The 12,082-nt window shown below is 68.6% G+C and carries 11 protein-coding genes and 1 riboswitch; of the genes, 8 read left to right on the forward strand and 3 right to left on the reverse strand.

What is annotated here, in order from left to right; all coding sequences use genetic code 11:
* Positions 1-81 precede the first annotated feature (81 nt).
* The gene (locus ACFU5M_RS19910; RefSeq protein ID WP_379051158.1) at positions 82-2,034 is read left to right on the forward strand and encodes an acyl-CoA dehydrogenase; all 1,953 of its coding nucleotides are present in this window, start codon (positions 82-84) and stop codon (positions 2,032-2,034) included.
* A 37-nt stretch (positions 2,035-2,071) separates the two neighbouring features.
* On the opposite strand, the gene ACFU5M_RS19915 is transcribed toward ACFU5M_RS19910, so the two are convergent.
* From ACFU5M_RS19915 to ACFU5M_RS19925, 3 genes are all read right to left on the reverse strand, one after another.
* Positions 2,072-2,968, reverse strand: a complete 897-nt coding sequence (locus tag ACFU5M_RS19915; RefSeq protein WP_379051160.1) for an NERD domain-containing protein — start codon at positions 2,966-2,968, stop codon at positions 2,072-2,074.
* A 104-nt stretch (positions 2,969-3,072) separates the two neighbouring features.
* Positions 3,073-4,470 (reverse strand): DUF2252 domain-containing protein, encoded by a 1,398-nt coding sequence (locus ACFU5M_RS19920; protein ID WP_379051163.1) that lies wholly within the window; start codon positions 4,468-4,470, stop codon positions 3,073-3,075.
* A gap of 50 nt (positions 4,471-4,520) precedes the next feature.
* Entirely contained in the window at positions 4,521-6,215 is a 1,695-nt protein-coding gene (locus ACFU5M_RS19925; RefSeq protein ID WP_379051166.1) for a GMC oxidoreductase, read from the reverse strand.
* A gap of 215 nt (positions 6,216-6,430) precedes the next feature.
* Here ACFU5M_RS19925 and ACFU5M_RS19930 point away from each other — a divergent pair, with 215 nt between their 5' ends.
* From ACFU5M_RS19930 to ACFU5M_RS19960, 7 genes are all read left to right on the forward strand, one after another.
* Positions 6,431-7,024: a CDP-alcohol phosphatidyltransferase family protein gene (locus ACFU5M_RS19930; RefSeq protein WP_379051217.1), complete on the forward strand. Its 594-nt coding sequence runs from the start codon at positions 6,431-6,433 to the stop codon at positions 7,022-7,024.
* A 42-nt stretch (positions 7,025-7,066) separates the two neighbouring features.
* A complete protein-coding gene (gene gcvH, locus ACFU5M_RS19935) occupies positions 7,067-7,465 on the forward strand; it encodes a glycine cleavage system protein GcvH (RefSeq protein ID WP_379051169.1) in 399 nt (132 codons plus the stop codon).
* 168 nt (positions 7,466-7,633) lie between these two features.
* Complete coding sequence (locus tag ACFU5M_RS19940; protein WP_040866480.1) at positions 7,634-8,119, forward strand: FHA domain-containing protein; 486 nt, start codon at positions 7,634-7,636, stop codon at positions 8,117-8,119.
* Between the two features lie 93 nt (positions 8,120-8,212).
* Positions 8,213-9,016: a MerR family transcriptional regulator gene (locus tag ACFU5M_RS19945; RefSeq protein ID WP_379051219.1), complete on the forward strand. Its 804-nt coding sequence runs from the start codon at positions 8,213-8,215 to the stop codon at positions 9,014-9,016.
* 159 nt (positions 9,017-9,175) lie between these two features.
* Entirely contained in the window at positions 9,176-9,649 is a 474-nt protein-coding gene (locus ACFU5M_RS19950; protein ID WP_379051171.1) for a bifunctional nuclease family protein, read from the forward strand.
* A gap of 187 nt (positions 9,650-9,836) precedes the next feature.
* Entirely contained in the window at positions 9,837-10,394 is a 558-nt protein-coding gene (locus tag ACFU5M_RS19955) for a MerR family transcriptional regulator (RefSeq protein ID WP_039797830.1), read from the forward strand.
* A 139-nt stretch (positions 10,395-10,533) separates the two neighbouring features.
* On the forward strand, positions 10,534-11,886 hold the full coding sequence (locus ACFU5M_RS19960) for a M14 family zinc carboxypeptidase (RefSeq protein WP_379051175.1): 1,353 nt from the start codon (positions 10,534-10,536) through the stop codon (positions 11,884-11,886).
* A 93-nt stretch (positions 11,887-11,979) separates the two neighbouring features.
* Positions 11,980-12,079: riboswitch (glycine riboswitch) on the forward strand.
* Positions 12,080-12,082 lie beyond the last annotated feature (3 nt).

A 12,082-nucleotide genomic window follows, 5' to 3' on the forward strand; every position in this document is an offset into this window, starting at 1 on the left:
GTTCAACGGTCTAGCAAGTCCCTCTCCCGGAGTTGTCGCGCATCACGGTTTGCCACCGGTGTACCGGGCTATCGTCGAGACATGACTAGCGGCACGGCAACGACGGCGGACCACCTACGCGCGGCACTCGACGGACCCTGGGCGGCCGTCCGGGACGAAGCCAGGACCCTGCTGGCCGGCGAGGAGTTCACCGCCGACCCCTACCTGGACTACAAGGCCGCTCGGGCGCGCGTGCTCGAGCAGATGAAGGCGATCTCCACCATGGGATTCGCCGAGCGCGGCTTCCGCCGGGAGAACGGCGGCACCAGTGAGCCGGGCGCGGCGGTGGTCGGACTGGAGATGCTGGCGTACGCGGACCTGTCGCTGTGGGTGAAATCGGGCGTGCAGTGGGGACTGTTCGGTGGCGCGGTGGAGAACCTCGGCACCGAACGGCACCGGGAGCACATCGAGCGGCTGATCTCGCTGGACCTGCTCGGCTGCTTCGCCATGACCGAGTCCGGGCACGGCAGCGATGTCGCGAACCTGGAGACCACGGCCACCTACGACCCGCAGACCCAGGAGTTCGTGGTGCACTCGCCGACGCCATCGGCGCGCAAGGACTACATCGGCGGCGCGGCCGAACACGCGCGGATGGCCGCGGTGTTCGCGCAGCTGATCACGCTCGGCGAGAACAAGGGCGTGCACTGCCTGCTGGTGCCGATCCGCGACGAGAACGGCGCCGACCTGCCCGGCGTGACCACCTACGACGACGGCCTCAAAGGCGGCCTGCCCGGCGTGGACAACGGGCGCATCGTCTTCGACCACGTGCGGGTGCCCCGGGAGAACCTGCTCAACCGGTATGCCGACGTCGCGCCGGACGGCACCTACAGCTCCGAGATCGAGAACCCCAGCCGCCGGTTCTTCACCACGCTCGGCACCCTGGTGCGCGGGCGGGTCAGCGTCGGCGGCGCGGCGGCGGCCGGCGCGCGGGTCGCGCTGAGCATCGCGGTGCGCTACGCCCTGCAACGCAGGCAGTTCTCCGACCCGGACACCGGTGTGGAGACCGTGCTGCTGGACTACCGCAGCCATCAGCGCAGGCTGCTGCCGCTGGTCGCCAAGTCCTATGCCCTCGCGTTCGCGCAGAACGACCTGGTCCGGCGGATGCACCTGGTGCAGACCGGACAGAACCTCGAGGCGGGCGCGCAACGCGCGCTGGAGAAGCGTGCGGCGGGCCTGAAGGTCGCCCAGACCAGGCATGCCACCGACGCCATCCAGGAGTGCCGTGAAGCGTGCGGCGGCGCGGGCTACCTCACGGAGAACCGGCTGGTCACGTTGAAGGCCGACACCGACGTCTTCACCACCTTCGAGGGCGACAACGTGGTGCTCACCCAGCTGGTGGCGAAGGAACTGCTCACCTCGTACGCCGACGAGGTGCGCGACCTGGACGCGCTGGGCTGGGTGCGCTTCGCCGCGACCATGGCCGGTGACGTGGTGCGCAAGCGATCCGGCGTGCGCCAGCTGATCCAGACCCTGCGCGACCGCGGGGACGACTCCATCGACGAGGGTGACCTGTCCCGCCGGGTCGTGCAGCTGCAGTTGTTCGCCGACCGCGAGGATTACCTGGTCCGGACCGCGGCGCACCGGCTGCGCGCCAGGGCCGAGGAGACCGGCCCGTTCGAGGCGTTCAACAACGCCCAGGACCACATCCTGGCCGCGGGCGCGGCGCATATCGACCGCCTGGTACTCGAGGCGTTCATCGAGGGCATCTCCGGCATCGAGGATCCGGAGGCGCGCGAAATCGCCGACTGGATGTGCGACCTGTTCGTCTACTCCACCATCGAGGAGAACCAGGCCTGGTACATCATGCACCGGTTCATGTCGGTGGATCGGGCCAAGACCGTGCGCCGTGGCGTGAACGAGCTGGTCGACCGGCTGCGTCCGCACGCGTTGACCCTGGTCGAGGCCATGGGGGTGCCGGAATCGATGCTGCGCGCGGCCATGCTCGACGACGCCGGCGTCTTCGAGCGGACCCAGCCGATCGCGGCGTCTTCGTAGCGGCCGCCCTGATCGGCCGCCGCACCCGTGCGGCCGATCAGCCCGGCCCGTACGCCGTGAACGCGGTGACCAGGAACCACACCACCCAGACGAAGCCGACGACCATACCGATGGCAAGAAGGGTGCGCATCACCGCGCGGCCGAAGTCCAGGTCACCGGTCTCCCGTGGATACAGCTTCCACGGGCTGTACCACGGAGCCTGGATGGCGAACCTGGACGCTTGTGCCTCCCGTTCGGCCTGCGCGAGTTCCTCCGCATAGGCCTCGGCCTGCGCCTGATTCGGGCCGCCGTGCCAGAGCGTGATGTCGATCGGGCCGAGGAAGCCCTCGTTGATCAGTTCCTGCGGCGCGGGGAGATAGGGCAGGATGCCGAGCCCGCGGAACGCGACGGCGACGTCGTTGGCCGTCCAGAGGTGCTTCTCCTGCGCGGCGAGCGCGTCGAAGTAGTGCCGGAGCCGGCCGGGATCATCGCCGATGATCACGTCGAAACTCGGATCGGCCCAGCGCTGTTCGAGCTGGAGCTGGGCGCCCGGCAAGGTGACGAGCAGCGCCACGCCGTGCACGACGCGCTGGCCGAGACCACGAGCGGCCAGCCACTCCTGGAGCGCGAAGGTGTGCTCGCGCGACTTGTCCAGCGGTGTGCGGCGGTCGCGGCTCTCCGTCGCGATCGGCTCGCCGCTGATACTCCACGGCCCGTTCAGCGGGACCTCGAGCGCACCGTCCTGACGGGCGACGAGCGCGTCGGCCTCGATCACCACGCAGCTGGTCGGTGTCCAGATCACGGCATCGAACTGGTGCAGCCGGTCCTTGTGGAACAGGCTGCAGGTGATCGTCGCGACACCGTGTGGACTCGAGGAGTCCTTCCAGGTGCGCAGCCAGTCGATCAGCGCGCGCTCGGCATTGGTTCCTGCGGCGTTCTGGACTCGGACGAGCATTGGCGGCCACCCTTCACGTCGACACTCGACAGTGGACAGGATACGAGGTGGCGCAACGGGTTCGCCGCGCCCACGCCGCACGAACGGCGTGTCGGGTGGGCGCTCTAGTCCGGTTCCGTGGCGTCGATCCGGCCGTTGCGCACGGCTTCGACCAGTTCGGCATGGTCGGCCTCGGTGCGGTCGGCGTAGCGCACCGCGAACGCGGCCACCGCGTCGTCGAAGCGCTCGTCACCGTCCAGATAGCCCGACAACAAGCGCGGATCCAGCGACCGGGAATGGGCCCTGGCCAGCAGCGCGCCCGCCAGCCGTCCGTAGTCGTCGAGATCGGTCGCGGGCAGTTCGGCGGGATCGATGCTGCCCTTCAGATTGCGGAATTGCCGGACGATGAAGGGCAATTCGGTGCCGTCGCCGCTCGGGGCGAGCGAGGTCCAGCCGAGCAGGATGTCCGACTCGGCCTGAACCAGCTTGGCGCCCTGCACGATTCGCTCACCCTCGTGACGCACGGCATGGGTCGGCAGGAACGGCGCGAGTGCCGCGGCCGCGGCCTGCTTCACCTGCAAGACCAGCGCCTCGCCGTCGTTGCCGTGCAGCAGCGCGAGGTAGCTGTGCAAGCCGACGCTTCCGGTACCCACGATCCGAAACGCGATGTCCGACACCGCGAACCGGGCCAGCAGGTTGCGCCGTGACTCGGGCAGGGTGTCTGCGTAGCGCTCCAGCCCGCCGATCACCGCCGCCGCGACCTGCTCGTCCACCGCGGTGAGAATCGGGGGATCGCTGAGGAAGCGGTGCTTGCGGATGCCGGTCCGGTGATCATCGAGATGCTCGGTCCACTTGGCGACCACCTTGGCGCTGGTGTTCTTGCGCGCCTTCTTGGCCGCCTTCTTGAAGTCGTCGAGCAGGGCGTCGGCCTTGGCGCGCGCGATCACCGACTCGTCGGGCAGCGCACACCAGGACGTCATGAACGGCATCGCGGCCAGCTCGTCCACGGCCGTGCGGTAGGAGCGGGCGGCGTCGCGCGCCGCGGTGCGGCACTCGTCCTCGTCGGCGCCCGCCTCACGTCCGGCCAGCACCAGGCTGGCCGCCAGCCGCTCCAGATCCCACTCCCACGGGCCGGGTACGGTCTCGTCGAAATCGTTGATGTCCATGATGATCTCGCCGCGCGCGGTGCCGTACAGGCCGAAGTTCGCCGCGTGCGCGTCACCGCACAGCTGAGCGGTGAGCCCACTGTCCGGGCCACCCGCCAGATCGGCCGCCATCAGACCTGCCGCGCCCCGGTAGAAGGTGAACGGCGAGGCGATCATCCGCCCGATCCGCAGCGGAATCAGGTGTGCCAGCCGGCCGGCGTTGCTCGCCTCGACGAAGTCGAGCACGCCCGGCCGTCGCACGCTGGTCGCCTCCCGGTCCCTGGCGATGACCGGAACCCGCTGACGCAGCGCGCGTCCCCGAGCGCGGACTTCCTCCGCGGGCACATAGGAGTGCAGGTCGATACCACTGTCTGACACAACGGCTCACGCTAGCCGGTACCCACCGTTCGCGCTGCGTGGCGTCGCCCTCATTCCACCGGAACGCGGGGCGGCGCCGGCTCGATCGGCAGCCGCAGCGCTCCCGGCGCCGCCGCGGGCACCGTGGGATGCGCCGGGGGCACCGCGGCGATGCGCCGGTAGGGCGACCCCAGTTCCGGCCTGGGGTCGGGATCGGCGCGGTTGGGCCAGTACGCCATGGCGCGCTCGGCCTGCGCCGTGATCGTCAGCGACGGGTTCACGCCGAGATTGGCGGTTACCGCCGACCCGTCGGCCACGTGCAGGCCGGGATGGCCGTAGACCCGCTGGTAGGGGTCGACCACCCCGGTCTGCGGGCTGTCGCCGATCACGCATCCGCCGATGTAGTGGGCCGTGGCGGGAATGTCGAACACGTCCATGATCAGCCCGTGGGTGTCGCCGTCGACCTTCGCGCCGAACCGGCGGCCGATGTCGTGGGCCAGCGGGATCCAGGTCGGGTTCGGCTCGCCGGTGCCCTGCCGGGTACGCAGCCGCCCGCGCTCGCGGAAGGAGGTCAGCGAGTTGTCCAGCGACTGCATGATCAACAGGATCACCGACTTCTCCGAGGCGTGCCGCGCGTCGAGACTGCGCAGGAACACCAGCGGGTGCAGCACGATCGCCAGCAGGAAGCGCAGGAAGCGGAACGCCCCGCCGTCCACGATCGGCACCGACATCGGGAACAGTGCGTTCTGGCCCTTGCCGTAGTGACACACCTCGACGTGCGTGTCCGGCTCCGGATGGATCGAGGAGGTGATCGCGATGCCCTCGGCGAAGTCGCGGCGGGCTCGGCTGACCACGTTGAGGATGGCCTCGGAGTTGCTGCGGGTCAGTTCGCCAAGCCGGGGCGACAGGTGCGCGAGCACGCCGTCGTCGCGCATCTTGTGCAACAGCTTCTGCGTGCCGAGCGCGGCGCCGGCGAACACGACCTGTTCGGCGGTGAAGGTGGCGCGCTGCCTGCGGATCCAGCGGTCGGAGCGCTGGGTGTCGACGGCGTACCCGCCGCCGGGCAGCGGTCGCACGGCGACGGCGGTGGTGAGCGGGTGCACCCGCGCACCGGCTCGCTCGGCCAGGTGGAGGTAGTTGGTCGTGGTGGTGTTCTTGGCGTTGTGCGGGCAACCGGTGAAGCAGCGCGCACAGTGCACACAGCCGGTGCGGCGCGGGCCCGCGCCGCCGAAGTAGGGGTCGTCGACCTCCGTGCCCGGATCGCTCTCGTTGAAGAACACGCCGACCTCGGTCGGGTGATAGGTGTCGGCCACGCCGAGGTCCTCGGCGATCTCCCGGATCACCTCGTCGGCCGGGGTCGTCCGCGGGTTGGGCGCCACGCCGAGCATGCGCTTGGCTTGGTCGTAGAACGGCGCCAGCTCCGCGCGCCAGTCGGTGATGTGTGCCCACTGCCGGTCGGTGTAGAAATTCGGCAGCGGTTCGTAGAGCGTGTTCCCGTAGATCAGCGAGCCACCGCCGACCCCGGCGCCGGAGAATACGGCGCACTTGCCGAGCAGGCTGATCCGCTGCGGTCCGGTCAGGCCGAGGCGCGGGGCCCAGATCGATTTGCGGACATTCCAATTCGTGCGCGGGATGTCCTCGGCGTTCCAGCGGCGGCCTGCCTCGAGCACGCCCACCCGGTAACCCTTCTCGGTGAGCCGTAGAGCGCTGACGCTGCCGCCGAATCCGGAACCGATCACCACCACGTCGTAGTCGAATGCGGACATGACTTCCTCTCGCTCACCGACCACACGGTGAGAAATATTTCGAATCATTCTGTCACCGCCGCGCTGTGGCGGAAACCATCCTCGCACGCGCGTGCCGCGCCGATATTCGGAAATTACCCGCGCGAAGATGGCGAGGACCGGGGTCGGTGGGGTATGCACGGGTCGTGACAACCGAATCGGGCACCGCGCAACCGGAGGAACGCGCCCAAGGCGGGGTGCGGGGCATCTTCGCCGACCGCGTCCTGACCGTGCCGAACGTGCTGAGCGTGCTGCGCCTGCTCGGCGTACCGCTCTTCTTGTGGTTGCTGCTGATCGAGCGGGCCGATGGCTGGGCATTCGCGCTCCTGATCGCCAGCGGCGTCACCGACTTCCTGGACGGCAAGCTTGCCCGGCTGCTCGATCAGTCCTCGCGGCTGGGGGCGCTGCTGGATCCGTTCGTCGACCGGCTCTATCTGGTCGCCACGCTGGCGGCCTTCGTGATCCGCGGCCTGATGCCGTGGTGGGTGGCGGCGATCCTGGTCGGGCGCGACCTCGTGCTCACCGCGACGCTCTCGGTGTACAAACGTCGCGAACTGCCCCCGCCGGAGGTGATCTACCTCGGTAAGGCGGCCACCTTCGCGCTGATGTCCGCGCTGCCCTGGCTGCTGGCCGGGCAGATGGACTGGGCCGCCGCCGGATTCGGGCGGGCCTTCGGCGGGGCATTGCTGATCTGGGGCACCGCGGTCTACGTGTGGACCGGCGTGCTCTATACCGGCAGAGCCATCGCGGTCGCAAGAGCGATACCGGCTGTGGGGCATCGGATGGCGTAGCCGATAGAGTTTGCGTGCAACGTTCAAACGAAAGGACGGCCTGTGACCCAGACCCCCGAGGATCTGCGCTACACCGAGGAGCACGAGTGGGTACGCCGGATCGCACCGACCAGGGTGCGGGTGGGCATCACCGACTACGCCCAGTCTCAACTCGGTGACGTTGTGTTCGTGCAGCTGCCCGAGACGGACGCGGACGTGGCCGCCACGGACAGCATCGCGGAGGTGGAGTCGACCAAGAGCGTGTCCGACATCTACGCCCCGCTGAGCGCGAAAGTCGTTGCGGTGAACGACATGCTGAACTCGGAGCCGGAGACGTTGAACACCGATCCCTACGGTGACGGGTGGCTGTTCGAGTTGGAGGTGGGTGATGCGGCGAGTCTCGACGCGACGCTCGGTGAACTGCTGGATGCCGCAGGTTATCAAGGAGTTATCGGGGGCTGAAGCAGCCTTCCCAGTTCTACCTGCACGGGTGCGGCCCGGCAGGGTACGGTCAATGCCAACAGATGCACCCGGCGGCTGTGCCGGGAATCTAGGGACTCGACGGCAGGTCGTGGTGCCAGAGGTATCACCTGCTTGCATGGATAATCAGGTTCGAGGAGGAGAGAAACGGTGAGCGAGAACAAAGACCCGGGTTACGGGGAGACCGCGGCCGAGACGACGTCGGTCTTCCGCGCGGATTTCCTGAACGAGGTCGACGCGTCGCGCTCCGGAGAGCCGACCGGCGAGCAGCCGGTCCAAGGGGTCGAGGGTCTGCCCGTTGGCGCGGCCCTCCTGGTCGTCAAGCGCGGCCCGAACGCGGGCTCGCGGTTCCTGCTGGATCAGCCGACGACGTCGGCGGGGCGCCACCCCGACAGTGACATCTTTCTCGACGACGTCACCGTCAGCCGTCGGCACGCCGAGTTCCGCCAGGACGACGATTCGTTCCAGGTCGTCGATGTGGGCAGCCTGAACGGCACATACGTGAACCGGGAGCCGGTGGACTCCTCGGAACTGCAGAACGGTGACGAGGTGCAGATCGGCAAGTTCCGGCTGGTGTTCCTCACCGGACCGCGCGCCCAGGTGAGCGACTCGTCGGCGGGCGCGGGGAGTCTATGACGGCGCCGGCGCCGGGTCGCGCACTCGTGAAAGGCTCGGAGTCATGAAGGACCCGGCGCTGTGACCGGTGCGGCGCAGTGGGCACGCGGAGGAATGTCGATCGGCTCCGTGCTCGACCTGCTGCGCCCCGACTTTCCCGACGTCACCATTTCCAAGATCCGCTTCCTGGAAGCGGAAGGTCTGATCCGGCCGGAGCGGACGCCTTCGGGCTACCGCAGGTTCTCCGTGGCGGATGTGGAGCGGCTTCGGTTCGTGCTGACCGCGCAACGCGATCAGTACCTGCCGTTGAAGGTGATCAAGGAACAGCTCGAGGCAATCGACAGCGGTGCGGCGACGCTCGGTGTGCGGGAAGCCCGCGCCCGAGCGCACTCCGTCCGCTCCGGGGCGCCGGAGTCCGGGCACGCCGCGCCGGACGCCGATGAAGCCGCGCCGGGTTCCGAACGTGGCGTCGGCCCGGTGGCCGCGCCTCGGCGGCTCGGCGTCGTGCCGAGCGGGGTATCCCCGGATGATCTGCGGTTCGATCACGAAATCCGGGTCACCCGGGCCGATCTGCTCGACCAGGCCGGGATCGAGGATCGGTTCCTCAACGACCTCATCCGGGCCAACTTGATCACGCCCGGCCCGGCGGGTTACTTCGACGCGGACGCGGTCACGCTGGCCAAGACGGCTCGGGCGATGGCCGAATTCGGTTTGGAGGCACGGCATCTGCGTGCGTTCAAGCTCGCCGCCGACCGGGAGGCCGCGCTCGTGGCACAGATCGTCGCCCCGATCGCGAAGAGCAGGGACGCGGGAGCCCGCGCCCGTGCGGAAGAGACGGTGCGCGAACTGGCCGCGCTGTCGCTGACCCTGCACACCTGTCTGGTGAAGTCTTCGGTCCGGGGCTCGCTCGGGGGCTGAGCCCCGGCGCGCCGCGGGTTCTTGGATTTCGGCGACCCAACACGGTGATTTCGGCTGTGCAGACGGATCGCTGGACCGGTGCGGGTTCGCCTAGACTCGTGGTACGGCGAGCTCTGCGGCGGTCATGCCGGGCCGGCGGCGAGTATGGGAGGCAGTGCGATGAGCGAAATGCGCGTGATCGGCATCCGTGTCGAGCAGCCACAGAACCAGCCCGTGCTGTTGCTCCGCGAAGTGGCGGGTGATCGGTATCTGCCGATCTGGATCGGCCAAGCCGAGGCGACGGCGATCGTGCTCGAGCAGGAGGGGGTGACTCCGATCCGCCCGCTGACGCACGACCTGATCAAAATCCTGATCACCGACCTGGGGCATACCCTCAAGGAGGTGCGGATCGTGGATCTGCAGGAGGGCACCTTCTACGCCGATCTGGTCTTCGAGAACGATCTGCGGATTTCGGCGCGGCCATCGGATTCGGTTGCGATCGCCTTGCGGGTGGGTTGCCCGATCCATGCCGAGGAGTCGGTTCTCGAGGAAGCCGGCCTCGTGATGCCGGACGAGCGCGAGGACGAGGTGGAGAAGTTCAAGGAGTTCCTCGAGTCGGTTTCCCCGGACGACTTCAAGGCGACGGATAGCTGAAGTAGAGGTCGAGACTTTTTCCGCGCGTCGCGTTTGGCTCGATGACGTCGCTCCCTGGACAATCGTAGGGAGTAATCTCGACAGTTGGGCCACGACCGTTTCGGCCGAATCCGCACCGATTCGGTCGGTGACGGAGCCGGGTCATCGATGAGGCTGGGAATGCGTCGGCGAAGCAAGGGAGTGGTCAGTGGCAGAGCAATCGCAGGATGTGGTACAGCCAGGCCTGTTCCCCGACGACTCGGTACCTGACGATCTGGTCGGCTATCGCGTTCCCAGTGCGTGCCAGGTGGCTGGAATCACCTACCGGCAGCTCGACTACTGGGCGCGCACCGGTCTGGTGGTGCCGTCCATCCGGAGTGCGGCGGGCTCGGGAAGTCAGCGGCTGTACTCGTTCAAGGACATCTTGGTCCTGAAGATCGTCAAGCGGCTGCTCGACGCGGGCATCTCGCTGCAGAACATCCGGATAGCCGTCGATCATCTGCGCAGCCGCGGCGTGCAGGACCTGGCGGGGATCACCCTCTTCTCCGACGGCACCTCGGTATACGAGTGCACCTCGGCCGAGGAGGTCGTGGATTTACTGCAGGGTGGGCAGGGGGTCTTCGGTATCGCAGTCAGCGGCGCCATGCGTGAATTGACCGGCGCCATCGCCAATTTCCCCGCGGAGCGCGCGTCGGCGATCACCGAGCGGCCGGAGGACGAGCTGTCATTCCGTCGGAAGGCGCGGATGAACCGCAAGACGGGTTAGAATTTCGCCAGGTCAGCGCGGAACACAGGAACAAAACGCTTCCACGGCCGGGTAAGGCGCGCAGCCTCCCCGGCCGTGGTGTGTGACAGCGCCGTCGCGGTGGGAGAAGGGGCCGAGGCGGCAGCGAGAGGGGGGCGCCGTGCGCACAGGCGACATCACCGGCCTCGTCGGGCCGATCGGCCGGATCGAGGCGTTTCCGACCGTCGACGAACTCAACGGATTCGCCGACGCGCTCGCCGCGGATCATCCGGGTCGCATCTCGATCACCGAGCTCGGACGTTCTCGCGGCGGTGATCCGATTCGCGAGGTGACGGTCGGATCGGGCGAGCAGCACATTCTTGTGTTCGGCAACCCGCACCCGAACGAGCCCATCGGCTTGGCTACGATTCGCCACCTGCTCGGCCGGATGGCCGCGGACGAGGCGGTGACCGTCGGCGCGACGTGGCATTTCCTGCTGTGCGTCGATCCGGATGGGACGCGGTTGAACGAAGGGTGGTTCGCCGGTCCGCACACCAGGACCGGCGTCGCGCGCGGCTTCTACCGGCCGCCCGCGGCCGAGCAACCCGAGTGGTGCTTCCCGGCCGAGTGGGGTGGCAGACGCGTCGGGGTGCCGCTCCCGGAGACGAAGGCGATGATGTCGCTGATCGACCGGACCCGGCCCGCGCTGATCGCCTCACTGCACAACGCGGAATTCGGCGGCGGATTCTTCTACACCTCCGGCGGTGACCCCGAGTACTGGTCGGCGCTGACCGCTTTGCTGACGGCCGCCGATGTGCCGATCTATCGCGGCGAGCCCGACGCGCCGGGCGCGCGCACCTTGGCGCCCGGGGTCTTCGAACTGCCGCTGTTCGGGGCGATGGCGGATCTGCTCGCGGCCCAGGGCCTGGACTCGGTCGCCGCGCTGGGCGGGGGTGGCTGCCGGGACTACGCGGCGCGCTACGGCACGGCGATCCTGGTCTGCGAATTGCCGCTCTGGGCCGATTCGCGGATCGGCGACGGCTCGGCGGGCGACCGCGTGCTGGGCGACCTGCTCGACGCCACCGCCGCCGATTATCGGGCCATGGCCGAGGTCGCGGCCGAGGTGCTCGCCCGGCTCGACGGCCGGTTGAGCGGCCGCAGCCCGTTCGAGCGGTCGGTGCGTGCGCTGGTCGCCGGATTACCCGGGCTGGCGATGAGCAGACAGGCTGTGCCGGAACGGAATCGGATCGCGACCCGGGGCGAGATCTTCGTCGAACAGTACGACTGGACCGCGATGCTGCGCCTGCGGCTGGGCGGCATGCTGCTACGCCTGCTGGAGGACGAATACGCCCGCGATGCCGCGCCGGTGTTGGCCGCCGAGCGTGACCGGTTCGCTGAGGTCTTCGAGCAATGGTGCGCCGACGTGGAGCAGAACGCGCCGGGTGCCGCGGTGCCGCTGGATCGTCTGGTTGGTATTCAAGCGGAGGCGATCGTGCTGGCCGCGACGAGGGTGCGCGCAGGGCTCGACGTGTGACGGCCATTCTCGCTCGAGTGACCAGAACGACACTCTTCGCGCGGGGTCCCAGGGCGCACTGCGGCGTGGCATCGGCATAAACTGACCGTGCGTCGCCGCCGTGCGGGAGAGTCTCGGTTTCGAAAAGAGTCCGAGCGCCGAAGGAGCAGCACCTCCCCGTCAATCTCTCAGGCAAAAGGACCGTGCGGGCTTCGGC

The organism is Nocardia sp. NPDC057455 (assembly GCF_042802775.1).
Lineage (GTDB): Bacteria > Actinomycetota > Actinomycetes > Mycobacteriales > Mycobacteriaceae > Nocardia.

Bases quoted from the DNA above. Each gene is read 5' to 3' on its own strand.
- ACFU5M_RS19950 (WP_379051171.1), top strand. From the start codon at position 9,176: ATGAGCGAAATGCGCGTGATCGGCATCCGTGTCGAGCAGCCACAGAAC.
- ACFU5M_RS19915 (WP_379051160.1), bottom strand. From the start codon at position 2,968: ATGCTCGTCCGAGTCCAGAACGCCGCAGGAACCAATGCCGAGCGCGCG.
- ACFU5M_RS19945 (WP_379051219.1), top strand. From the start codon at position 8,213: ATGTCGATCGGCTCCGTGCTCGACCTGCTGCGCCCCGACTTTCCCGAC.
- ACFU5M_RS19910 (WP_379051158.1), top strand. From the start codon at position 82: ATGACTAGCGGCACGGCAACGACGGCGGACCACCTACGCGCGGCACTC.
- ACFU5M_RS19925 (WP_379051166.1), bottom strand. From the start codon at position 6,215: ATGTCCGCATTCGACTACGACGTGGTGGTGATCGGTTCCGGATTCGGC.